Annotated in this window: 21 protein-coding genes; 16 read left to right on the forward strand and 5 right to left on the reverse strand. The window is 72.8% G+C overall.

What is annotated here, in order from left to right; genetic code table 11:
- The first annotated feature begins 221 nt into the window (after window positions 1-221).
- From ACZ7N4_RS10370 to nudC, 3 genes are all read left to right on the forward strand, one after another.
- Window positions 222-3,887, forward strand: coding sequence for an ATP-dependent helicase (locus ACZ7N4_RS10370; RefSeq protein WP_471356033.1), 3,666 nt, complete (start codon window positions 222-224; stop codon window positions 3,885-3,887).
- Between the two features lie 52 nt (window positions 3,888-3,939).
- Complete coding sequence (locus ACZ7N4_RS10375; RefSeq protein WP_471356035.1) at window positions 3,940-5,343, forward strand: dipeptidase; 1,404 nt, start codon at window positions 3,940-3,942, stop codon at window positions 5,341-5,343.
- Between the two features lie 154 nt (window positions 5,344-5,497).
- Window positions 5,498-6,442, forward strand: coding sequence for an NAD(+) diphosphatase (nudC, locus tag ACZ7N4_RS10380; RefSeq protein WP_471356038.1), 945 nt, complete (start codon window positions 5,498-5,500; stop codon window positions 6,440-6,442).
- A 120-nt stretch (window positions 6,443-6,562) separates the two neighbouring features.
- Here nudC and ACZ7N4_RS10385 read toward each other — a convergent pair whose 3' ends face one another.
- Window positions 6,563-6,805, reverse strand: coding sequence for a mycoredoxin (locus tag ACZ7N4_RS10385; protein WP_030338954.1), 243 nt, complete (start codon window positions 6,803-6,805; stop codon window positions 6,563-6,565).
- Between the two features lie 206 nt (window positions 6,806-7,011).
- Between ACZ7N4_RS10385 and ACZ7N4_RS10390 the strand changes: the two genes are divergently transcribed.
- The 5 genes from ACZ7N4_RS10390 (at window position 7,012) to ACZ7N4_RS10410 (ending at window position 10,997) form a co-directional block, all read left to right on the forward strand.
- Complete coding sequence (locus ACZ7N4_RS10390) at window positions 7,012-9,294, forward strand: ATP-dependent DNA helicase UvrD2 (RefSeq protein WP_471356040.1); 2,283 nt, start codon at window positions 7,012-7,014, stop codon at window positions 9,292-9,294.
- A gap of 164 nt (window positions 9,295-9,458) precedes the next feature.
- A complete protein-coding gene (locus tag ACZ7N4_RS10395; RefSeq protein WP_471356042.1) occupies window positions 9,459-9,782 on the forward strand; it encodes a hypothetical protein in 324 nt (107 codons plus the stop codon).
- 170 nt (window positions 9,783-9,952) lie between these two features.
- Complete coding sequence (locus tag ACZ7N4_RS10400; RefSeq protein WP_053664703.1) at window positions 9,953-10,321, forward strand: WhiB family transcriptional regulator; 369 nt, start codon at window positions 9,953-9,955, stop codon at window positions 10,319-10,321.
- Window positions 10,318-10,641, forward strand: coding sequence for a hypothetical protein (locus ACZ7N4_RS10405; protein WP_471356045.1), 324 nt, complete (start codon window positions 10,318-10,320; stop codon window positions 10,639-10,641). The genes ACZ7N4_RS10400 and ACZ7N4_RS10405 overlap by 4 nt, the downstream gene beginning before the upstream one ends.
- 137 nt (window positions 10,642-10,778) lie before the next feature.
- The gene (locus tag ACZ7N4_RS10410) at window positions 10,779-10,997 is read left to right on the forward strand and encodes a hypothetical protein (protein WP_471356047.1); all 219 of its coding nucleotides are present in this window, start codon (window positions 10,779-10,781) and stop codon (window positions 10,995-10,997) included.
- Between the two features lie 103 nt (window positions 10,998-11,100).
- On the opposite strand, the gene ACZ7N4_RS10415 is transcribed toward ACZ7N4_RS10410, so the two are convergent.
- Entirely contained in the window at window positions 11,101-12,477 is a 1,377-nt protein-coding gene (locus ACZ7N4_RS10415) for an ABC1 kinase family protein (protein ID WP_471356050.1), read from the reverse strand.
- Window positions 12,470-13,684, reverse strand: coding sequence for a TOMM precursor leader peptide-binding protein (locus ACZ7N4_RS10420; RefSeq protein WP_471356052.1), 1,215 nt, complete (start codon window positions 13,682-13,684; stop codon window positions 12,470-12,472). The genes ACZ7N4_RS10415 and ACZ7N4_RS10420 overlap by 8 nt, the downstream gene beginning before the upstream one ends.
- A gap of 338 nt (window positions 13,685-14,022) precedes the next feature.
- On the opposite strand from ACZ7N4_RS10420, the gene ACZ7N4_RS10425 reads away from it, so the two are divergent.
- The 4 genes from ACZ7N4_RS10425 (at window position 14,023) to ACZ7N4_RS10440 (ending at window position 17,942) form a co-directional block, all read left to right on the forward strand.
- Window positions 14,023-14,637, forward strand: coding sequence for a M48 metallopeptidase family protein (locus tag ACZ7N4_RS10425; RefSeq protein WP_471356055.1), 615 nt, complete (start codon window positions 14,023-14,025; stop codon window positions 14,635-14,637).
- Between the two features lie 135 nt (window positions 14,638-14,772).
- Window positions 14,773-16,476, forward strand: a complete 1,704-nt coding sequence (locus ACZ7N4_RS10430) for a TerD family protein (RefSeq protein WP_471356058.1) — start codon at window positions 14,773-14,775, stop codon at window positions 16,474-16,476.
- A gap of 12 nt (window positions 16,477-16,488) precedes the next feature.
- The gene (locus tag ACZ7N4_RS10435; RefSeq protein ID WP_471356061.1) at window positions 16,489-17,169 is read left to right on the forward strand and encodes an AIM24 family protein; all 681 of its coding nucleotides are present in this window, start codon (window positions 16,489-16,491) and stop codon (window positions 17,167-17,169) included.
- 17 nt (window positions 17,170-17,186) lie between these two features.
- Window positions 17,187-17,942, forward strand: coding sequence for an AIM24 family protein (locus ACZ7N4_RS10440; protein WP_471356063.1), 756 nt, complete (start codon window positions 17,187-17,189; stop codon window positions 17,940-17,942).
- Window positions 17,943-18,134: 192 nt separating this feature from the next.
- On the opposite strand, the gene ACZ7N4_RS10445 is transcribed toward ACZ7N4_RS10440, so the two are convergent.
- Window positions 18,135-18,656, reverse strand: coding sequence for an NUDIX hydrolase (locus ACZ7N4_RS10445; protein WP_471356065.1), 522 nt, complete (start codon window positions 18,654-18,656; stop codon window positions 18,135-18,137).
- Window positions 18,653-20,098 (reverse strand): zinc-dependent metalloprotease, encoded by a 1,446-nt coding sequence (locus tag ACZ7N4_RS10450; protein ID WP_471356068.1) that lies wholly within the window; start codon window positions 20,096-20,098, stop codon window positions 18,653-18,655. The genes ACZ7N4_RS10445 and ACZ7N4_RS10450 overlap by 4 nt, the downstream gene beginning before the upstream one ends.
- Window positions 20,099-20,289: 191 nt before the next feature.
- Between ACZ7N4_RS10450 and ACZ7N4_RS10455 the strand changes: the two genes are divergently transcribed.
- The 4 genes from ACZ7N4_RS10455 (at window position 20,290) to ACZ7N4_RS10470 (ending at window position 23,604) form a co-directional block, all read left to right on the forward strand.
- Window positions 20,290-21,453 (forward strand): SDR family oxidoreductase, encoded by a 1,164-nt coding sequence (locus ACZ7N4_RS10455; RefSeq protein WP_471356070.1) that lies wholly within the window; start codon window positions 20,290-20,292, stop codon window positions 21,451-21,453.
- A 95-nt stretch (window positions 21,454-21,548) separates the two neighbouring features.
- The gene (locus tag ACZ7N4_RS10460) at window positions 21,549-22,010 is read left to right on the forward strand and encodes a molybdenum cofactor biosynthesis protein MoaE (RefSeq protein WP_471356072.1); all 462 of its coding nucleotides are present in this window, start codon (window positions 21,549-21,551) and stop codon (window positions 22,008-22,010) included.
- 272 nt (window positions 22,011-22,282) lie between these two features.
- Window positions 22,283-22,456: a hypothetical protein gene (locus ACZ7N4_RS10465; protein WP_467931590.1), complete on the forward strand. Its 174-nt coding sequence runs from the start codon at window positions 22,283-22,285 to the stop codon at window positions 22,454-22,456.
- Window positions 22,457-22,506: 50 nt separating this feature from the next.
- Window positions 22,507-23,604 (forward strand): YlbL family protein, encoded by a 1,098-nt coding sequence (locus tag ACZ7N4_RS10470; RefSeq protein ID WP_471356076.1) that lies wholly within the window; start codon window positions 22,507-22,509, stop codon window positions 23,602-23,604.
- Window positions 23,605-23,644: the final 40 nt, after the last annotated feature.

The raw sequence follows: 23,644 nt of genomic DNA on the forward strand, positions 1-23,644 counted from the left end.
TCCGGGCCGCCACAGTGAGCTGCCCGGGGCCGGACGACCGCATGAGGCCGGAGCGAGCCGCGCGGGTCCCGGAATCCGGGCTCCGGGAGCGGCCAGTGGGCCCGCTGAGCTGCCCGCGTCCGGGGTGACGTACAGCACCTCACGCGCTGACCTGCGCTTCTTCCGCCCCGAGCGACCGATTCGTCCTCGACTGTCAGTGCCCGCCGCTAGCCTCTTTCGACATGTCCGCCCGTATCACCGACCCCGAGCAGCTCAAGCAGCTCCTCGGCATCCCCTTCACCCCGGAGCAGACGGCCTGCATCACCGCGCCGCCCGCCCCGCAGGTGATCGTGGCCGGAGCCGGCTCGGGCAAGACCACCGTGATGGCGGCCCGCGTGGTCTGGCTGGTCGGCACCGGACAGGTCGCCCCCGAACAGGTCCTCGGCCTGACCTTCACCAACAAGGCCGCCGGCGAGCTCGCCGAACGCGTCCGCACCGCACTGGTCAAGGCCGGCGTCACCGACCCCGACGCCCTCCCGTCACCCGACCACCACCCCGCAACGACCGCGCCTCGCGCCGACGCCTCCTGGCCGGACCCGGACAACCCGCCCGGCGAACCGGTCATCTCGACGTACCACGCCTTCGCCGGCCGCCTCCTCACCGACCACGGCCTGCGCATCGGCCTGGAACCCAGCTCCCGGCTGCTGGCCGACGCCACCCGCTACCAGCTCGCCGCGCGCGTCCTGCGCGAGGCCCCCGGCCCCTACCCGGCGCTGACCCGCTCCTTCGCCGACCTGGTCAGCGACCTGCTCACCCTCGACTCCGAACTCGCCGAACACCTCGTCGACCCCGAGGAACTGCGCGCCTGGGACACCGACCTGCTGCGCACCCTGGAAGGCGCCAGACTCACCAACGCCGACCTGCGCAAGGTCCCCGAGACGGCCGCCGCCCGCCGGGAACTCGCCGACCTCGTCCAGCGCTACCGGACGGCCAAACGCCGACGGGACCTGCTCGACTTCGGCGACCAGATCGCCCTGTCGGCCCGCCTCGCCCGCGTCCCCGAGGTGGGCCGCCTGCTGCGGGAGGAGTTCCGCGTGGTGCTCCTGGACGAGTACCAGGACACCTCCGTGGCGCAGCGCGTCCTCCTCGCGGGCCTCTTCGGCGGCGGCACCGGCCACCCCGTGACCGCCGTCGGCGACCCCTGCCAGGCCATCTACGGCTGGCGCGGCGCCTCCGTCGCGAACCTCGACGACTTCCCCGACCACTTCCCCCGTGCCGACGGCCGGCCCGCCACCCGGCAGGCCCTCAGCGAGAACCGCCGCAGCGGCGGACGCCTGCTCGACCTCGCCAACGGCCTCGCCGAGCCGCTGCGCGCCATGCACGCGGGCGTGGAGGCCCTCCGCCCCGCCCCCGGCGCCGAGTACGACGGCACGGTCCGCTGCGCCCTGCTGCCCACCCACGCCGAGGAGATCGACTGGATCGCCGACTCCCTGGCCCACCTCGTGCACACCGGCACCCCGCCCGGCGAGATCGCCGTACTGTGCCGGACCGCGACCGACTTCGCCGAGATCCAGGGCGCCCTCGTCGCCCGCGACGTCCCCGTCGAGGTCGTGGGCCTCTCCGGGCTGCTGCACCTGCCCGAGATCGCCGACCTCGTCGCCGTCTGCGAGGTCCTCCAGGACCCCGGCGCCAACGCCGCCCTGGTGCGCCTGCTGACCGGGCCGCGCTGGCGCATCGGCCCCCGCGACCTCGCCCTCCTCGGCCGCCGGGCCCGTCTGCTCGTCGCCCACGCGCGCGTGGACGCCACCGACGATCCGGACCGCCGGCTCGCCGCCGCCGTGGAGGGCGTCGACCCGGCCGAGGTGATCTCGCTCGCGGACGCCCTGGACACCTTCCTGGAAGCGTCCCTGGAGGACGGCGACGACGACGGGCTGCCGTTCTCACCGGACGCGCGCGTGCGCTTCGCCCGGCTCGCCGCCGAGCTGCGCGACCTGCGCCGCTCGCTGTCCGACCCGCTGATGGACGTCCTGCACCGCGTCCTCGCCGTCACCGGCCTGGAGGTCGAGCTGTCGGCGTCGCCGCACGCGCTCGCCGCCCGCCGCCGCGAGACCCTGTCCAACTTCCTGGACGTCGCCGCCTCCTTCGCCGCGAGCGACGCCGAGGCCACCCTGCTCGCCTTCCTCGGCTTCCTGCGCACCGCCGCCCAGTACGAGAAGGGCCTGGACAACGCCCTGCCCGGCGGAGAGAACACCGTCAAAGTGCTCACCGCGCACAAGTCCAAGGGCCTGGAATGGGACGTCGTGGCCGTCCCCGGACTGGTGACCGGCACCTTCCCCAGTGCCCAGGGCCGCGAGAAGTGGACCGCCCAGGCCAAGGTGCTGCCGCACGCCCTGCGCGGCGACACCGACACCCTGCCCGATGTCGACAGCTGGGACGCGCGCGGCATGAAGGCCTTCCACGAGGCCATGAAGGACCACCAGCACACCGAGGAGCTGCGCCTCGGCTACGTCACCTTCACCCGTCCCCGCTCGCTCCTGCTCGGATCCGGACACTGGTGGGGACCCAGCCAGAAGAAGCCGCGCGGCCCCTCCGACTTCCTCAAGGCCCTGTACGACCACTGCGCCGCCGGGTACGGAGAGATCGAGGTCTGGGCGGACGAGCCCGCCGAGGACGAGGAGAACCCGGCCCTGCACACGGCCGGCGCCGACCAGGTGTGGCCGCTTCCGCTGGACGCCGCCGCCCTGGCCCGCCGCCGTGCCGCCGCCGAGACCGTCCTCACCCACCTGGAGACCCTCGCCGCCGAGCCCCTCGCCCTGGGCTTGCCCCCAGGCGGCCGCCCCGGCCGCCCCGCCCTGCACGACCCGGCCGGCGACGAACACCCGGACTGGCCCGCGCCACCGGACGACGACCCGTACGGGGACGACCCGTACGGCACCCCGTTCACCGACGGGCCCTACGACGACGACCCCTACGGCGACCCGTTCGTCCACGAGCCGTACGAGGAGCCGTACGACGATCTCCCGCCCGAACCGGGCCCGCCGCCCCACGACGAGCGCTCCGACGCGCACTCCGGCGAGGACGTCCCGAGCGCCGAGCGGCCCGTGGCCGCGCCGCACGTCCCCCACGTCCCCCACCAGGCCTCGGCCCCGCAGGACCGTGTCCGCCCCGGTTCCGCCGAGCCGCCGCCCCCTGCCTCCCTCACCCCGGAGGAAACCCGCACCGTCGCCTCCTGGGACCGCGACCTGGACGCGCTCACCGGAGAGCTGCTGCGCGCCCGGCAGACCGTCACCGACGTGCCCCTGCCCGCCACCCTCACCGCCTCCCAGCTGCTGCGGCTCGCCGAGGACCCGGACGGGCTCGCGCAGGAACTCGCGCGCCCCATGCCGCGCCCCCCGCAACCGGCCGCGCGCCGGGGCACCCGGTTCCACGCTTGGGTGGAAGCCCGCTTCGAGGAGCTGACCCTGCCCCTGCTGGAACCGGACGAACTGCCCGGAACCGACGCCGAGATCGCCGACGAACGCGACCTGGAAGCCCTCAAGGAGGCCTTCGAGCGCACCGAGTACGCCCGGCGCACCCCCTACCGGGTCGAGACCCCGTTCCAGCTCACCCTCGCCGGCCGCGTCATCAGAGGCCGCATCGACGCCGTCTACCGGCACGGCGACGGCGACGGGGCGACGTACGAGATCGTCGACTGGAAGACCAACCGCGCCCGCACCGCCGACCCGCTCCAGCTCGCCGTGTACCGGCTGGCCTGGGCCGAGCAGCAGGGCATACCCCTCGAGTCGGTCACGGCCTCCTTCCTGTACGTACGCAGCGGCGAGGTCGTACGCCCCGAAGGGCTCCCGGACCGGGCCGCGCTGGAGCGGCTGCTCACGGGTGAGACGGAGAGCACACAGGAGGCGAGCTGAGTGTGACGAACAGCCCGCCGAGGATGTCCGTGCGGGCGGATAGGCTCGGACCATGAGCCAGACCCCGGACAGCGCCGTCCGCACGTACATCGAGCAGCACCGCGCCGCCTTCCTCGACGACCTCGCCGCCTGGCTGCGCATCCCCTCCGTGTCGGCCCAGCCCGACCACGCGCCCGACGTCATGCGCAGCGCCGACTGGCTCGCCGCCAAGCTCAAGGAGACCGGCTTCCCGACCGCCGAGATCTGGCCGACCCCGGGCGCCCCCGCCGTCTTCGCCGAATGGCCCTCCGGCGACCCGCAGGCGCCCACGGTCCTGGTCTACGGCCACCACGACGTGCAGCCCGCCGCCCGCGAGGACGGCTGGGACAGCGACCCCTTCGAGCCGGTCGTCCGCGGAAACCGCCTCTACGCGCGCGGCGCAGCCGACGACAAGGGGCAGGTGTTCTTCCACACACTCGGCGTCCGCGCCCACCTCGCCGCCACCGGCCGCACCGCACCGGCCGTCAACCTCAAGCTGCTGATCGAGGGCGAGGAGGAATCAGGCTCCCCGCACTTCCGGGCACTCGTCGAGGAGCGGGCCGGGCGCCTCGCCGCCGACGCCGTGATCGTCTCCGACACCGGCATGTGGTCCGAGGACACCCCGACCGTGTGCACCGGCATGCGCGGCCTCGCCGAGTGCGAGATCCGGCTCCACGGACCCGACCAGGACATCCACTCCGGCTCCTTCGGCGGCGCCGTACCCAACCCGGCCACCGCCGCCGCCCGCCTGGTCGCCGCCCTGCACGACGAGCACGCGCGCGTGGCGATCCCCGGCTTCTACGACGGCATCATCGAGCTGACCGACCGCGAGCGCGAACTCTTCGCCCAGCTGCCCTTCGACGAGGAGCGGTGGCTGCGCACCGCGAAGTCCCACGCCACCCACGGCGAGGCGGGTCACACCACCCTGGAGCGCATCTGGGCCCGCCCGACCGCCGAGGTCAACGGCATGGGCGGCGGCTACCAGGGCGCCGGCAGCAAGACGATCGTCCCCTCCACGGCGATGGTGAAGCTCTCCTTCCGGCTGGTCGCCGGCCAGGACCCGGACCACATCGAGAAGGCCGTCCGCGCCTGGGCCGCCGAGCAGGTACCCGCCGGGATCCGGTACGAGATCGACTTCGGCTCGGCCACCCGCCCCTGCCTGACGCCGCTCGACCACCCAGCGCTCCAGTCCGTGGTCCGAGCCATGGGCCGCGCCTTCGAGCGGCCGGTCCTCTTCACCCGGGAAGGCGGCTCCGGACCCTCCGCCGACCTCCAGGAGGTCCTCGGCGCCCCCGTCCTCTTCCTGGGCATCTCCGTCCCTTCCGACGGCTGGCACGCCCCCAACGAGAAGGTCGAGCTGGACCTCCTCCTCAAGGGCGTCGAGACCAGCGCGTACCTGTGGGGTGACCTGGCCCGGAACTGGCGTCCCGCACTCTGACCGGTCGGCGCCGTACGGAGGGGCACCGCGCGCGGGGCACACTGGATGGACCGCCCCGCCCGCCCCGGCCGCTCCCGGCCCGGTGCCCGCCCGCCCACATCCCGCCGAACCGCCCGCCGAAAGAACCGCCGTACTGGGGGAGTTGGAAGCACCCGTGACCACCTGGACCGACGACACAGCCGACCGACCCATCTCGCTGACCGCCCCGAGCGGCATCGACCGCGCCGCCCACCACCGGCTGGACGAGGCCTGGCTCGCGGCGGCGTGGAGCCACCCCACCACCCGCTGTTTCGTGGTCTCCGGCGGCCAGGTACTGATCGACGAGACCCCGGACGGCCGGACGGAACTCGTCATGACGCCGTCCTTCGAGGCCCCGCTCACCGAGGCGCACCGCTACTTCCTCGGCATCGACGAGGAGGGCGTCAGCTACTTCGCGCTCCAGAAGGACTCGCTGCCCGGCCGTATCGACCAGTCCGCGCGCCCGGCGGGACTGCGCGAGGCCGGCCTGCTGCTGTCCCCGCGCGACGCCGGACTCATGGTCCACGCGGTCGGCCTGGAGAACTGGCAGCGCACCCACCGCTTCTGCTCCCGCTGCGGCGAGCGCACCGTCATCGCCGCGGCCGGCCACATCCGCCGCTGCCCGGCCTGCGGCGCCGAGCACTACCCCCGCACCGACCCGGCCGTGATCATGACGGTCACCGACGAGGACGACCGCATCCTGCTCGGCCGCCAGGTCCACTGGCCCGAGGGCCGCTTCTCCACGCTCGCCGGATTCGTCGAGCCCGGCGAGTCCATCGAGCAGGCGGTGCGCCGCGAGGTGTCCGAGGAGGTCGGGGTCACCGTCGGCCAGGTCGAGTACGTCGCCAGCCAGCCCTGGCCCTTCCCGTCCAGCCTGATGCTCGGCTTCATGGCCCGCGCCACCTCCACCAAGATCGAGGTCGACGGCGACGAGATCCACGAGGCCCGCTGGTTCTCCCGCGAGGAACTGCACGCGGCCTTCGAATCCGGCGAGGTGCTGCCGCCCTACGGCATCTCCATCGCGGCCCGACTGATCGAGATGTGGTACGGCAAGCCGCTGCCCACCCGCAGTTTCGTCTGAGACGGATGAGACGGAGAACCCCCGTCCGAGACGGGAAGACGGGGGAGGACCGCGCACACGACGAACGGCGGCCCCTGAGCCCTTCCGGGCTCCGGAGCCGCCGTCCGGCGCAGCCCGGGCTTACGCGGCGAGCTTCTGCTTGACCTGGGCCAGCGACGGGTTCGTCAGCGTGGAGCCGTCCGCGAAGAGCACGGTCGGGACGGTCTGGTTGCCGCCGTTCGCCTTCTCCACGAAAGCGGCGGACTCGGGGTCCTGCTCGATGTTGATCTCGGTGTAGGCGATGCCCTCCCGGTCCATCTGGCTCTTCAGCCGACGGCAGTAGCCGCACCAAGTCGTGCTGTACATCGTCACAGTGCCCTGCATCTCTCGCGCTCCTCAGGCAGCTCGGAAAAGGTCGTCCACGAGGAGAACGCAAGCGACCGGCCCACCATTCCCGGCGGGGGTATCCCTGCCCGAGTACCACCGGGCACGCCGATTCCCGGCAGGGGTATCCCTCCGCCCGAGCGGCACCGGGCCGCCCATCCCCGGTGGGGGTGTCCACCCCCACCGGAGTGACACCCGCCCCTCGTGTGACACCGGCCGCATTGGTACGACCGCAGGCCCCCGCCTGTGGACAACCGGCGCAGCCGTCCCGACCGACCTGGCAGCATGGCGGTGTGACAGCAGCAACGCACTCCCCCCTCTTCCCGCAGGCACCGGACACGGCCGACGCGGTGCTCGAAGGGCTCGACCCCGAGCAGCGCGAGGTCGCCACCTCCCTGCACGGCCCGGTGTGCGTCCTGGCCGGAGCGGGCACGGGCAAGACCCGGGCGATCACCCACCGCATCGCCTACGGAGTGCGTGCCGGCATCCTGCCCGCGTCCAGCGTGCTCGCCGTCACCTTCACCAACCGCGCCGCCGGAGAGATGCGCGGCCGGCTGCGCCAGCTCGGCGCCCACGGCGTCCAGGCCCGCACCTTCCACTCAGCGGCCCTGCGCCAGCTCCAGTACTTCTGGCCGAAAGCGATCGGTGGCTCTCTGCCCCGGATCGTCGACCGCAAGATCCAACTCGTCGCCGACGCGGCCGCCGCCCTCGGCACCCGCCTCGACCGCAACGAGCTGCGGGACGTGACCGCCGAGATCGAATGGTCCAAGGTCACCCAGACCGTCCCCGCCGACTACCCGTACGCTGCCGCGAAGGCCGGCCGCGAGGTCCCCCGCGACCCGGCCGAGATCGCCCACCTCTACGCGGCCTACGAGGACCTCAAGCGCGACCGCTCGGTCATCGACTTCGAAGACGTCCTGCTGCTCACCGTCGCCATCCTCCAGGACCGGCACGACATCGCCGAACAGGTCCGCACCCAGTACCAGCACTTCGTCGTGGACGAATACCAGGACGTCAGCCCCCTGCAGCAGCGACTGCTGGACCTCTGGCTCGGCGACCGTGACAACCTGTGCGTCGTCGGTGACGCCAGCCAGACCATCTACTCGTTCACAGGAGCAACCCCCGACCACCTCCTCGACTTCCGCCTCCGCCACCCCGGAGCCACCGTCGTCAAACTGGTCCGCGACTACCGCTCCACCCCCCAGGTGGTCCGCCTCGCCAACGGCCTGCTCGCCCAGGCCCGCGGCCGCGCCGCCGACCACCGGCTCGAACTCGTCTCCCAGCGCCCCGCGGGAGCCGAACCCGTCTACACCGAGTACACCGACGAGCCCGCCGAGGCCGAGGGCGCCGCCCGCCGCATCCGCGAGCTGATCGACGCCGGTGTCCCCGCCGCCGAGATCGCCGTCCTGTTCCGTACGAACTCCCAGTCCGAGACCTACGAGCAGGCCCTCGCCGACGCCGGCGTCCCCTACCAGCTGCGCGGCGCCGAGCGCTTCTTCGACCGGCCCGAGATCCGCAAGGCCGGCATCGCCCTGCGCGGCGCCGCCCGCTTCGGCGGCAACGACTCCCTCCTCGACGAAGCCGTGGACCTGCCCTCCCAGGTCCGCGCCGTCCTCTCCGGCGAAGGCTGGACCAGCGAGCCCCCCGCCGGATCCGGCGCCGTCAGAGAACGCTGGGAATCCCTGGCCGCGCTGGTCAGCCTCGCCCACGACATCGCCGCCGCCCGGCCCACCGCCACCCTCGCCGACTTCGTGGCCGAACTGGACGAGCGGGCCAACGCCCAGCACGCCCCCACCGTCCAGGGCGTCACCCTCGCCTCCCTGCACGCCGCCAAAGGCCTGGAGTGGGACGTCGTCTTCCTCGTCGGCGTCGCCGAGGGCATGCTGCCCATCACCTACGCCCGCACCGACGAACAGATCGAGGAGGAACGCCGCCTCCTCTACGTCGGCGTGACCCGCGCCCGGGAACGCCTCCACCTCTCCTGGGCCCTGTCCCGTTCACCCGGCGGACGCCCCAACCGCCGGCCGAGCCGCTTCCTCGACGGGCTGCGCCCCGGCACCACCCCCACCGTCGGCCGCACCGGAGCCGGCACGGGCGGAGGCGTCGAACACGGGATCACCGCGAGAGCCGCCGCGGCCCCCCGGCGCGTCCAGCGCACCCCGGCCCGCTGCCGGGTCTGCGGCCGCACGCTCACCGACGCGGGCGAGATGAAACTGATGCGCTGCGAGGACTGCCCCTCGGACATGGACGAGGGGCTCTACGAACGGCTCCGGGACTGGCGTGCCGTCCAGGCCGAGCGCAGCGGCCAGCCCGACTTCTGCGTTTTCACCGACCGGACCCTCATGGCCATCGCCGAGGCCTGCCCCGAGAGCTCCGCCGAACTGGCCCGCATCCCCGGCGTCCTCAGCCGCAAGCTGCGCAGCTACGGAGCCGACGTTCTGGCCATCTGCGCAGGTCAACAGCCCGGCGCGGACGACGGGAACGACTGATGCGAACTCGTCGAAAAAATAGTTTGCGCATGCCCCGGCAATCCCCATAGGTTCTAGGCACGGAAGCAGCGGCCTTCTCGAAGGCGCGGCTCCCGTGTTGTACTTGCATATCCGAACGGACTGGCTCACCCCAGTCCCAGAGACGCCGAGAGGAGGCGAGTCCAGTGATCAGCATCAACATCAGCACCACCGTCAGCACGGCCAAACTGACCGATCGCTCGACCGTCTCCACGTGCATGCTCGGCGCCTCGAACCAGGGCACCGGTCTGTCCGGCATCCGTGCCGTGCGTCCGGCGTCCTCCCCTGCCCTCGCGGGTCTTCCCATCCGTGAGCGCAATGAGCGACCGACCAAGGCACTGGAAGCGGTAGCGGCACAGGCACACGCCTATGCCTTTGCGGCGGCCGGTGCCGGATTCCGGAAGCAGACGACGCACCACCACCTGATGTGGGCCTTCCGTGGGCCAAAACCCTGGAGTGATCCAGCCTGATCGTCGATCAGGCCGGCGCCTTCAGGGCCGCGGAACCCCACCCGGGATCCGCGGCCCTTCTGTTTTCCCCGAACGGGGACGACGGAGCGAAGGGGCCTCGGGACAAGGAACCCGGTACCAAGCCGACACCCGGTCAACCGGCCGGAACGACCAGACGAGGAAGACCAATCGTGCAACTCGAAGCGCACGCCCCGTCCGTACCGCCTTCGCAAACGATCCCCCCGCCCGGCCTCACGGAGGACTCCACCTTGATCCCCCTCACCGCGCTCACCGCGCTCGACGACGCCATCGAGAACCTGGGCGTACCCGTTCCCTGCCGCTCCTACGACCCGGAGGTCTTCTTCGCCGAGTCGCCCGCGGACGTCGAGTACGCCAAGTCCCTCTGCCGTACCTGCCCGCTGATCGAGGCCTGCCTCGCCGGCGCCAAGGAGCGGCGTGAGCCCTGGGGCGTCTGGGGTGGCGAGCTGTTCGTCCAGGGTGTCGTCGTCGCCCGGAAGCGGCCGCGTGGCCGCCCGCGCAAGAACCCGGTCACCGCATGAACACCGCAGGAACGATCGACCGCCCCCTCACGCACGACCCCAAGAAGCAGGCCCCGATGAAGCCGTCCACCAGCGAGCCCGCCGGCTCCGCGACCACAGACTTCACCACCACCGGCGCGACCGAAGCGCGTCAGAACAGGAACCGAGAAATGCAACTCATGCAAGAAGCCCTCGCTCGTGCGCATATGCACGAGCGACTCCATGAGGCGGTGCACGAACGCCGGGCCATGCGCCTGGCGGTAGCCCAGCGCATGCAGCGCCGGGCCGAGCGGGCCTCGCTCCGTGCCCGCCGTGCGCTCGCCATGGCGGTCATGCAGTAAGGAACACACCCGAACAGCGGTGGCCTCCCGGACCCGGGAGGCGAAGCCTTCCCGCGGGGGCCGGTCCGGCCGAACGGACCGGCCCCCGCGGTGCGGTATGCAGGGCGCTCGGCGGGTCCCGGAGTTATCGTCACCGGGTGACGAGTCCTCCCGGCGGAAGCGACCAGAGCGGCTCCACCCCGGAGCCCCAGCCCCACCCCCTCGTGTGCGCCCGCTGCGGCACCACCGCCGACAGCCCCCGGCCGGCCACCTGGACCTGCTCCGTGGAGAACGGCGTCCGCCACTACTTCTGCGCCACCTGCGCCCGCGAGAACCTCCGCGCGATCGAGGGATGCCTGGACTCGCCCTGGTGGTGAGGGCCTCGGCCGGCCGACAGAAGGCGAAATGCTGCGGTGGGGGCCCCTTCCCCCCCCGCCCCCACCCCCCTCCCCACCCCTCACCCCGCGCAGGCAGCCCCCATCACGCCCCCGCCGCCGGCTCCTCCGTGCCGGTGTCCTCGGAGGTGTCCGGCAGGAAGCCAGGGAGCCAGTCCTGAAGTTCCTCGCGGAGGCGTACGTTGGCGCCCAGCTGGCACAGGACGCCGATGGTGCTCAGGGTCACCCGGTGTATCAGGAGGTAGGCCGGGGGCAGGTTGAGCTGTTTGCCGAGCTGGTAGGCGGGGGAGCGGGGGTCGGCGATGCGGGCGGCCTGGCTGCGCATCCAGGAGCGGGTGAAGGTGAACGTCTCCACCCGGGCCGGCTCGATGATCGGCAGCAGGTAGTCCAGGACGGCGTCCGGCTCCAGCTCGATGTTCTCCTTGACGAATCCCTCTTCGCAGAGCAGTTCGTAGACCGTCTCGGCCTCGCCGTCCAGCGTCATCCGCAGGGAGACGCCGATCGGGGCCGGCAGGCCGCCGGGGAGCCGGTCGACCGTGCCGAAGTCCAGGACCCCCAGGCGCCAGTCGTCCTCACCGGCCGGCCCGCCGGGCAGCAGACGGAAGTTCCCCGGGTGCGGGTCGGCGTGCAGCAGGCCGGTGCGGGCCGGGCCCGAGAAGAGGAAGCGGGCCAGGAGCTGACCGGCGCGGTCGCGCTGCTCCGGGGTGCCGTCCGCGATGATCTCGGACAACGGGATGCCGTCGATCCACTCGGTCACCAGGACCTGCTCGCACTGGTGCACCACGGCCGGCACGACCACGTCGGGGTCGTCCGCGAACTCCTCCGCGTGCGCGGCCTGGGCCTGCGCCTCCAGGCCGTAGTCCAGTTCCTCGGAGACCCGGTCCCGCAGCTCGGTGATCAGCGGCTTGATGTCCATGCCCGGGATAAGCGGACCCAGCAGCCGGGCGAAGCGGCTCAATTGGCCGAGGTCGGAGAGGAGGGCCTCGCCGGCGCCCGGGTACTGCACCTTGACCGCGACCTCACGGCCGTCGTGCCACACCGCCCGGTGCACCTGGCCGATCGAGGCGGCGGCGGCCGGCTTGTCCTCGAACTCCTCGAACAGCTCGCGCCAGTCCGGTCCCAGCCGCTCCTCCAGGACCCGGTGTACGGTGCGGGTCGGCATCGGCGGGGCCGCGTCCTGCAGCCTGGTCAGGGCCGCACGGTAGGGACCGGCGATCTCCTCCGGCAGCGCCGACTCGAAGACGGACAGCGCCTGCCCGAACTTCATCGCGCCGCCCTTCAGCTCGCCGAGCACCTTGAAGAGTTGCTCGGCGGTGCGCTGTTGCAGCTCGCGACCGACGATCTCCGCGGACTCGCCCACGATCCGCTTGCCCAGCCCCCAGGTCGCCCGGCCGGCGAAGCCGAGCGGGAGCGCGGCGAGCTTGGCGGTACGGGTGACCGCCTTCCGGGGAAGATCAGACATGCGCCCTCCAGGTCCCAGTCGGCCGTGCCGCGCCCGCTGTGTGTCGCCACCGCGCCGACGGCCGTTGCACCGCCATTGTCGCGCGCGGATCCCCCGTGGTTGAGGGGCGCTCCCGTTTACCTCTCTCCGCGGCCCCGCAGCCGCACTCAGGATGGGCCGGGACCGGCCGGGAGCGCCAGGTCAGACCGGGCAGGGACACCTCCCAGCGGGCGCCGGCGCTGGAGGGCGACTCCCCGTCGAGGAAGGCCAGGGCATGCGCCGCCGCCAGTCCGGCCACCGCCGTGGACAGGGTCAGGTCGCAGGCCCCGACGCGGCGGGCCCGGCCGGAACGCCACTGGGTGACCAGCCGGGGCCAGGCGGGGTCCCGGTCCGTGCGGTCCCGGTGCAGACAGCCGGCGCAGCCGGACTCGCCGGGCAGCACGAGAGGGCCGACGACTCCGGTGCCCTCCACGACACCGGCGTACAGATGGGGGGTGCCGGTGGCCATGAGGGGCTCGGCGGTGAACGGGTCGGGGGCGTGCACGGCGACGTCGTCGCGGGGCGCGAAGATCACCAGGGAGAGGCCGGGGTCCTCGGCGCCGGATCCGGGGGAGTGGGCGTGGCGGGGTGGGCGGTCCGGTGCCGCGCGGCGGACGGCGGCCCGCGCCGCCGCGTCCCGGCGGTCGCGGAGGGAGTCGGCGGGCAGCCCGCCCGGGGCCACGTCCCACGGCTCCACGCGGCCCACGTCACGTACGTCGACCTCACCGACGCCGGCGCCCGACAGGACCGACGCCAGCAGGGCGCCGACCCGGCCCGCTCCCCGCACCCGCACCCGCAGTGCACGGCGGGCCGCGAGCCGGGCCGTGGCGCCGCCCGGCTCGGGCGTGAGCAGGGAGAGCGAGGCGAGGTCGGGGCGCAGCCGTTCGAGGACGTCCGTCTTCTCCCGCAGCGCGTCCGCGGCCGGTCCGCCGCCGCGCGCGTCGTCGACGAGGCCCGCCCGGGCCAGCCGCCGCACGAGTGCGTCGACGTGGCGGGCCGGCACGTCCGCACGGCGGCCCTCCTCGCGCAGCAGGGGCAGCCCGCGGGTGCCGTCGAGCAGGTCGAGGAAGCTCCCGGTCGCCGTGTCCATCGGGCCCAGTGTCACGGCGTGCGCCGGGGTCATCCCGAACTGCACGGTGTTGCGGTCGCGCCAGCCGCGCCGCAGCGCCGGCTTCATCACCGGATGCATGCTGCCCCCTGTATCCGTGTACGTGTTCCGTGGATGTGTCGCGTGAGTCTGTGCGGGTGTGTCGCGTACGGCTGTGTGGATGTGCCGCGTACGTCTGCGGAGATGCGCCGGCGGAGCCGGTCGTGCTTCGCCGATGCCTGCCAGCATGCCCGCCCGGAGCGGCGGGTGTCGGGAGTTATCCACAGGCAGGGGTGGTTTGTCATACCGGTAAGTCGGGGCGAAGGGGTGTAAATCGGGTAACCGGGTCGGTCGTACGAATCAAACACATGGTGGGGGTATCGGCGGCCGACCGTCCGGGAGCCGGGACTTTGCCCTTGCCCACCGGGTAACGTCGGGGCGTGCCCGCCGACCCACTGCACCGCGCCGGTGAACCACAGCGCAGCACGACGAGCCAGCCGCCCGGCGGCTCGGGGGCGAGCGCGATCGAGGTCCGCAGGAGTGCCCGGCGCCGCCGGACCGTCTCCGCGTACCGCGAGGGCGATCGCACCGTCGTACTGATCCCCGCCCGGATGTCGAAGGCGGAGGAGCAGCGCTGGGTCACCGTCATGCTCGACAAACTCGCCGCCCAGGAGAGCAGGCGGGTGCTGGGCGACGCCGAGCTGGCCGGGCGGGCCGAGCGGCTGTCGGCCCAGTACTTCGCCGGCCGGGCCCGGCCCGCCTCCGTGCGCTGGGTCACCAACCAGAACACCCGCTGGGGTTCGTGCACCCCGGCCGAGGGCAGCATCCGGCTCTCGCACCGGTTGCAGGGAATGCCGGAGTACGTCGTCGACTACGTGCTCTGCCACGAGCTGGCGCATCTGCTGGTCCCCGGCCACGGCCCCGACTTCTGGCGGCTGCTGGAGGCCTACCCGCGCACCGAGCGGGCCCGCGGCTACCTGGAAGGAGTGGTCGCCGCCGCGCGGCTGCCGCACGTGCCGGGAGCGCGGGACGAGCGGGACGAGCAGGACGCCTGAGCGTCCCGATGTGAGCGGCCGGACGCGGTTGTGTACCGGGTCTGTACCGACGGCCACCCTCCGGGGCCGTTGTCGGTCTTTGCCGTTAGCCTGGCGCGACGCACTCACATTCGGGATGGGGGACGGTCGTAACGCATGGCCAGGGAATTCCAACGCGGCCACAAGGCCAGGATCAGTGACCTCACGGCGGGCACGGATCTGTACGTAGGCGTGCAGATCTCCGCACCCGGACTGACGTTCGACATCAGCTGCTTCGGCCTGGACGCCGACGAGCGTCTCTCGGACGACCGGTACTTCGTCTTCTTCAACCAGCCGAAGTCCCCGGAGGAGTCCGTCCAGCTGCTGGGTGCCCAGGCGGGTGACACGGAGTCGTTCCGGGTCACGCTCGACCGGATCCCCCCGCACATCCGCAAGCTGTCCTTCACGGCGACCATCGACGGCGCCGGCCAGATGTCGCAGATCGCTCCCGGCTACCTGCGCATCGTGGCGGGCGGCGAGGAGGTCGCGCGGTACTCCTTCGACGGGGCGGAGTTCTCCACCGAGCGGGCCGTGATGCTCGGTGACTTCTACTTCAAGGACGGGTGGCGTTTCGCCGCCGTCGGCCAGGGCTTCGACGGCGGCCTGGAGGCGCTGCTGAAGAACTTCGGCGGCGAGGTGGCGGAGGAGGAGACGCCCGCCGCCCCGCAGCAGCCCCAGCAGCCGCAGCAGCAGCCCGGTGCGGTTCCCGGTTTCGCCCCGCCCGCCCAGACCACGCCGCCGCCCGCGTTCGGCGCCCCGTCCGCCCCACAGCCCGCTCCCGCTCCCGCCCCGGCACCGCAGGGTTTCGCCCCGCCACCCGGCCACACGCCGCCACCCGGCCACACGCCGCCCGCACCCCCGGCCCCGGCCCCCGCGCCGGGCGTGCACGGTGCGCCGACGATCATCGCGCCCATGACCCCGCCCGCCGGCAGCGTCCCGCCGCCGGCCGCCCCCACCGCCCCGGCCCCCGCGCCCTACGGCCAGCCGCCCCAGCAGCCCTCCCACGGCGGGCCCGGCGCGCCGCTGCCCCCGGGCTACGGCGAGCAGCAGGCCCCCTACGGCGGCGGCCAGCCCGCCCCGCCCATGCCCCCGGGCTACGGGCAGGTCCCCGGACAGCAGGCCGCCCCCTACGGAGTGCCGCAGGGCGTGCCCCAGGGCGGTGCCGGGGTGACGGCCGCGCTCCAGGCGTTCAAGGAGACGCCGACCGGCCAGCGCTGGACGCAGCAGAACAAGAAGCTGGTCCGCGTCGACCTCGGCATCGGCGGCCAGCCCGTGCTGGCCCGGCAGGGCAGCATGGTCCTCTACCAGGGCAAGGTCGACTTCGGCTACAAGGGCGCCGGCTTCATGGGCCGGGTCGTGGGCAACGCCACCGGCCAGGAGATGCAGCTGATGCGCTGCACCGGCCAGGGCCAGGTGTTCCTCGCCGAGAACTCCACCCACCTGCACCCGGTGGAGCTGCAGGGCGACGCGATCTGTGTCTCCGCCGAGAACGTCCTCGCCTTCGACGAGAGCCTGCAGTACGAGGTCCGCCGCGTCGAGGGCCACGGCATCCCGGGCGGCGCGCTGTTCACCATGCAGTTCCAGGGCACCGGCACGATCGTCGTCAAGACCCACGGCACGCCCGTGGTGCTGCCGGTCACGCCGACCACCTTCGCGGACTGCAACGCCGTCGTCGCCTGGTCCGCCGCCTCCCAGGTGATCGTCTCCAGCCAGGTCCGCATGCGCCGCAACGCCTACCCGGGCGACACCGGCGAGAGCGTCAACCTCCAGTTCCGGGGCGCGCCCGGCAACTTCATCGTCGTCCAGCCGTACGAGGTCTAAGGGGAGCCCGTCATGAACCAGCCGCTCGCGGGCTACGCCCCCGCACCCGTCACCGCCCGCATGGAGAACCACGGCAGCCACATGCTGAAGGTCGCCCTGCAGACCGGGAACGACCTCCTCGCGCGCGTGGGCTCGATGGTCGCCTACGAGGGCTTCATCCAGTACGAGCCCAACCCGCCCGCCGTCCGGCAGATCGCCCGCGACTGGGTCACCGGCGAGGGCGCCCCGCTGATGAAGTGCACCGGCGACGGCCTGCTCTACCTCGCCGACTACGGCGCCGACGTCGTCGTGATCAACCTCAACGGCGACGGCATCTCCGTCAACGCCACCAACCTGCTCGCCTTCGACGCGCACCTGACCTGGGGCGTGGAGCGGGTGAAGGGGCTCGCGAAGTTCGCCGGGCAGGGCCTGTGGAACACGAAGATCTCCGGGCAGGGCTGGGTCGCGCTGACCTCCCGGGGCAAGCCGATCGTCGTGGACTGCGGCGGCGGCGAGGACGAGACGTACGTCGACCCGGACGCGCTCGTCGCCTGGTCGCCGAACCTGAAGGTGAAGGGCAAGCGCAGCTTCAAGGCGCAGTCGCTGATCGGACGGGGCAGCGGCGAGGCCTACCAGATGGCCTTCTCCGGCCAGGGCATCGTCGTCGTCCAGCCCAGCGAGGACAGCACCGACCGCCTCCGGTTCCGGGGCTGAGGGGGAGCCAGAACACCATGCAGAGCCCGCTTTTCGCACACAACGACCTCCAGACCCAGGAGCGCTGGAGCCTGCAGAACCAGCAGATGCTCCGGATCACCCTGGGGGGCCACGACGACCTCCTCGCCCGTAAGGGCACCATGGTCGCCTACCAGGGCCTCGTCGAGTTCGACGCCGAGTACCGCAGCAACAACCAGGCGCGCGCCCGTGCCCGCACCGGCGAGGGCCTGGACCTGATGCGCTGTCACGGCCAGGGCACGGTCTACCTCGCCAACCTCGCCCAGCACGTGCACATCATGGACGTCGAGCAGGACGGGCTGACCGTCGACAGCTCCTACGTCCTCGCGATGGACTCCTCGCTGCACCACGAGGTCATCGCCGTCGACAGCCTCTACGGCATCTCCGGCTCGGGGAAGTACCAGCTCAACATCACCGGGCGCGGCAAGGTCGCCCTGATGACCTCGGGCGCCCCGCTGCTGATGCAGGTCACGCCCGACCGGTACGTCAACTGCGACGCCGACGCGATCGTGGCCTGGTCCACCGGGCTGCGCGTGCAGATGCAGGCCCAGACGCACTCCTCCGGCGTGTGGCGGCGGCGCGGCACCACCGGTGAGGGCTGGGAGCTGAGCTTCATGGGCACCGGGTTCGCGCTCGTGCAGCCCAGCGAGCTGCTGCCGCCGCAGAACGCCGTAATCGGGCAGGGCCTCGCCGCCCAGTTCGGCATGGGCCAGCAGGGGGCGCGCGCCCAGAACCAGGGCAACGTCTGGAGCTGAGCCACCGGAGAGGCGGGCGCGACCGTCTGCGACGGCCGCGCCCGCCCGCGTCCATCCGTGACCGCCGGCGTCCACCAGCGCCCACGCCCGCCGCCCGCGTCCGCCCCGGCGGCCGGCGACGGTCACTGGCGGCCAGGTGACGTCGGTGACGCCAGGCGCGGCCGAGGTCACCTGCGGTCGCCCCTCACCCGGTCAGAGCCTGGCGAGGGTCGCCTCCAGCAGACGTGCCACCGACTCGTCGGCCACACCGGCCACCTCGTCGTAGGCGAACCAGCGCAGGTCGAGCGACTCGTCGCTGATCTCGTGCACCGCGCCGGGCGGGGCCAGGACCGCGTACTGCACGTCGAAGTGACAGTGGCACGGCGCCGGGATCGGATGCCGGTCCAGCCGCACCGGGCCGCCGGGCAGCAGCGTCAGCCCCGCGATCCCGGACTCCTCCGCCGCCTCGCGCAGGGCCGCCGCCGCCAGCGTCGGGTCGCCCGGCTCGCAGTGGCCGCCCATCTGCAGCCACATCCGCAGCTTCCGGTGCAGCGTGAGCAGCACCCGGCCGCGCTCGGGATCGATCACCAGGGCGCTGGCCGTGACATGGCCCGCGTGACAGGCCTTCCACATCCCGTCCGGGTGGGCCGCCAGATGGTCCAGGTAGGCCTGGCGCAGCTCTCCCTGGCCCTCGTACCCCTTCAGGACGAGGACCGCGTCGTCGTACAGGCTCACTCGGTGTCGTCGTCCTCGGTCTCGCCGTCGTCCTTCTTGCGCAGGTCCGGCTTGCCGTGGGCGCCGCCCGCCGCCTCGCCGAGCATCTTGTCCAGCTCGGAGAAGTCCAGCTGCTCGCGGTGGACGAAGCCGTCCGGGTCGTCCAGGTCGGTCGCGGTCGGCAGCATGTCCGGGTGGGCCCACAGACCGTCCCGGCCGTCGATGCCGCGCGCGTCCGTGAGCGAGGCCCACAGCCGGGAGGCGTCGCGCAGCCGGCGCGGACGCAGCTCCAGACCGATCAGCGTGGCGAACGTCTGCTCCGCCGGGCCGCCGGTCGCGCGGCGGCGGCGCAGCGTCTCGCGCAGGGCGTCGGCCGACCCCAGGCGCGGCTTGGCGGCGGCGTGCACCACCGCGTCCACCCAGCCCTCCACGAGCGCCAGAGCGGTCTCCAGACGGGCCAGGGCCGCCTTCTGCTCGGGCGTGTCCTCCGGCTGGAACATGCCCTGCTGGAGCGCGTCCTGCAGCTGCTCAGGGTTCTGCGGGTCGAACTGGCCGACCACGTCCTCCAGCTTGGCGGTGTCGACCTTGATCCCGCGCGCGTAGCCGTCGACCGCGCCGAACAGGTGCGAGCGCAGCCACGGCACATGCGCGAAGAGCCGCTGGTGGGCCGCCTCGCGCAGGGCCAGGTACAGCCGCACCTCCTCCTGCGGCACGCTCAGGTCCTTGCCGAACGCCTCCACGTTGACCGGGAGCAGCGCGGCCCGGCCGGCGGGACCCAGCGGCAGGCCGATGTCGGTCGAACCGACGACCTCCCCCGCCAGCACGCCCACGGCCTGCCCGATCTGCGTGCCGAACATCGCGCCGCCCATCGAGCGCATCATGCCGATCAGCGGGCCCGCCATGGCCTGCATCTCCTCCGGCAGGACGTCACCCATGGCCGCGCCGACCCGCTCGGCGACCGGGTCGACCAGCTCCTGCCAGGCCGGCAGGGTCGCCTCGACCCACTCCGCGCGGGACCAGGCCACCGCCGAGGCGGAACCCGACGGCAGGGACGTCACGTCGTCCAGCCACAGGTCGGCCAGGCGCACGGCCTCCTCCACCGCCCGGCGCTCGGCCGGGCCGACACTGGAGTCCTTCGTGCCGTCCGACGTGCCCTGGGCGACCGTCTGGCGGGCGATCTGCTTGGCCATGTCCCAGTTCACCGGGCCGCCCTCGTACGAGAGCATCTGGCCCAGCTGCTGGAACGCGGCGCCCAGGTCGGTGGGGTTCAGGGAACCGAACATGGCAGCGAGCGGGTTGTCGGCGCCGGGGCCGCCAAAGCCGCCGGCTCCGGGCAGGCCGCCGAAACCGAACGGATTGGCCGGTCCCTGCTCACCACCGCTCTGCTGGTCCTTCTTCTTGCCCTCGTCGCCGTCTTCCGGCTCCTCCGGCGGAAGGCCGAAACCGAATGGGGTGTCACTCACGGGATTCCTCGGCTGGTAAGGCCACCGGTCTCCTCCGGCGGCGCGGCTGCCCGACAACACCACCCAGCGTAGACACCCGGACCCGATCGGGCCTCGGTGCTTCGCCTGCGGAAGGCCTGCGGCAGGATGGATGCACCTGGTACGCGCGCGTCACTCGCGCCCGTACTGAAGACAACCGCTGGAGACGCCCGGTGAGTTCCCCAGATCCACAGGTTCGCGCAGCGCGAAACCCCTCAGCCCGTCCGTCGCCCGACCACCGCCCCTCGACGACGGCGCTGCGCGCCGGCGGGACGACCGCCGCCCGCGGGCCCGTCGTCGCGGTGACCGGCGCCGCCACCGGGGTCGGCGCGCTGCTCACCGAGCGGCTCGCCGCCTCCGAGGAGATCAAACAGGTCGTCGCCATCGACGAGCGGCGCGGCGAGTGCGCCGGCGCCGAGTGGCACATCCTCGACGTGCGCGACCCCGCCATCGCGGACAAGCTGCGGGGCGCCGACGTGGTCGTCCACCTCGCGCTCGACCTGGACCTGGAGACCGATCCGGCGGCGCGCACCGCTTACAACGTCCGGGGGACCCAGACCGTCCTGACCGCCGCCGCCGCGGCCGGGGTGCACCGCGTGGTGCTGTGCACCTCGGCGATGGTCTACGGCGCGCTGCCGGACAACGAGCTGCCCCTGTCGGAGGACGCCGAGCTGCGCGCGACCGCCGAGGCGACCGGGGTCGGGGACCTGCTGGAGATCGAACGGCTGGCGCGCCGAGCCCCGCGCGCGCACCCGGGGCTCAACGTCACCGTGGTCCGTCCGGCCGTCCTGGTCGGCGGCACCGACACCGCGCTGACCAGGTACTTCGAGTCACCGCGGCTGCTCGTCGTGGCCGGTTCGCGGCCCGTGTGGCAGTTCTGCCATGTCGAGGACCTGTGCAGCGCCCTGGAGTACGCCGTCCTGGAGAAGGTCGACGGGGAGCTGGCCGTCGGCTGCGACGGCTGGCTGGAGCAGGAGGAGGTCGAGGAGCTGAGCGGGATCCGGCGCATGGAGCTGCCGTCGGCGGTCGCGCTCGGCGCGGCGGCCCGGCTGCACCGGATCGGGCTCACCCCGTCCCCGGCGGGCGACCTCGCCTACACGATGTACCCCTGGGTGGTCAGCGGCAGCCGGCTGCACGACGCCGGATGGCGGCCGAGGTGGACCAACGAGGAGGTGCTCGCCGAGCTGCTGGAGGAGGTCGCCGGACGGCACACCGTGGCCGGGCGGCGGCTCGGACGCAAGGACGCGACGGCGGCCGGCGCGGCGGGCGCGACGGTCGCTCTGCTGGGCGCGGCCGCGGTCGTGCGGCGGGCCCGCAAGGTCCGGCGGCGCGTGTGAGCCACGGGCGCTGTACGAGCCTCCAAAGCGCCCCGCGCGGGTGACGGGCGAAACTCGTATTCCGCGTTGTCGGACCCGTACGGCACGATGGACGCATGGCAGACACGAACGACCACCCGGGTGAGCAGGCCGCTCAGGATCCCATCAAGCTGATCGGCATCCGCGAGACGCCGCTCTCCGTGGAGGAGGTGTTCCGGGCCGTCGGGGACGACGCGGCCGGGGGCGTCGCGCTGTTCGTGGGCACCGTGCGCAACCACGACGGGGGCGCCGACGTGGACGCGCTCGGGTACTCGTGCCACCCCAGCGCCGAGGCAGAGATGCGGCGGATCGCCGAGAAGGTCGTCGCCGACTTCCCGGTGCGGGCGCTGGCCGCCGTGCACCGGGTGGGGGACCTGCGGGTCGGGGATCTCGCCGTCGTCGTCGCCGTGGCCTGCCCGCACCGCGGGGAGGCCTTCGACGCCTGCCGCAAGCTGATCGACGACCTCAAGCACGAGGTGCCCATCTGGAAGCACCAGACGTTCTCGGACGGCACGGAGGAGTGGGTCGGCGCCTGCTGACGCCGACCGCGCCGCCAGGGGCCGCGCCGCACCGCCCCGAGCCTGACCGTGCCGAGCCGACCGGGGCCCGCCCAGCCCGGCCGTGCCGAGCCGACCGGGGCCCGCCGAGCCACGGCCGTACCCCTCGTCGTCACCGGCCGTCCCTCCGGTCACATTGCGCCAACCGTGCACTCCGGTTGCGTAACCGCCCCCCTGGCGTGAGCGTTGTCCGTGCGGATGGTTAATCTGCTGATCAGTCAGTTGCGGACGCTCATGGCGTATGGGAGGTCGGCATGGGGGTGCTTGTCTGGCTGCTGATTCCGCTTGTGGCTGCGATCGGCGGTGGGCTGTGGGGCAGTTGGGCCAATCGGACCCGCAAGGCCCGCAGCGATGGTCCTGAGCTGGACGGATACGCCCGGTTCCGGGAAGCCATGGAGAAGTCGCACCCGGGTGCGCGCGGCGCGTGACCGGGGTGCCCTGACGGTGCGCTGACAGAGGCGTCCCGTACTGTCGAGGCATGCCACGCCGCACCGCGACGATGCTCGCCTCGACCCTGATGCTGATCGCGCTCCTGTGCGCGGGAGTGCTCATCCCCGTGCCGTACGCGGAGATGTCCCCCGGCCCGACCGTGAACACGCTCGGGGACCACGACGGCGAGCCGGTGCTGCAGATCGCCGGGCACAAGACCTATCCGGCGTCCGGTCATCTCAACATGACCACCGTCCGGGTCACCAGCGCCGACTACCGGATGAATCTCGTCGAGGCCGTCTACGGCTGGCTCGCCCACGACAGCAAGATCGTCCCGCACGACACGCTCTATCCGGACGGCAAGACGGAGGAGCAGTCCACCCAGGAGAACGCCGAGGAGTTCAGCCAGTCCCAGGAGAGCGCCAAGGTCGCCGCCCTGAAGGAACTGGGTGTCCCGGTGAAGTCCTGGGTGATCGTCTCCACCGTCGTCAAGGGCTCCCCGGCCGAGGGCAGGCTGCACGCCGGCGATGTGATCAAGGCCGTCGACGGTACGGCGGTCAAGCAGCCGGCCGACGTCGCCAAGCTGGTGACCAAGCACAAGCCCGGGCAGAACGTCGTCTTCACCGTCGTCCCCGCCAAGGACCAGGAGGCCGCCGAGAAGACCCACAAGGCGGCCACCCGGACACAGGACGTCACGATCACGACCGCGACCTCCGATGACACCGGGGCCAAGCGGGCCATCGTCGGCATCTCCGCCGGGACCGACCACACCTTCCCGTTCACCATCGACATCAAGCTCGCCGACGTCGGCGGGCCCAGCGCCGGCCTGATGTTCGCCCTCGGCATCTACGACAAGCTCACCCCGGGCGACCTCACCGGCGGCAGCTTCGTCGCCGGCACCGGCACCATCGACGACAACGGCACGGTCGGCCCGATCGGCGGCATCGAGATGAAGACCGTCGGCGCGCGCAACAAGGGCGCCCGGTACTTCCTGACACCCGCCGACAACTGCGCGGCGGCCGCCAAGGACACCCCGGGCGGGCTCACCCTGGTCCGGGTCAAGACCATCGGCGACGCCCTCGACGCGCTGAAGGACATCCGCAGCGGGGACACGGCCGACCTGCCGAAGTGCACCACCAAGGGCTGAGCGGACCGTGACACGGCCGGGGGCGCTCCCTGAACACCAG

The organism is Streptomyces sp. NPDC107654, assembly GCF_055639035.1.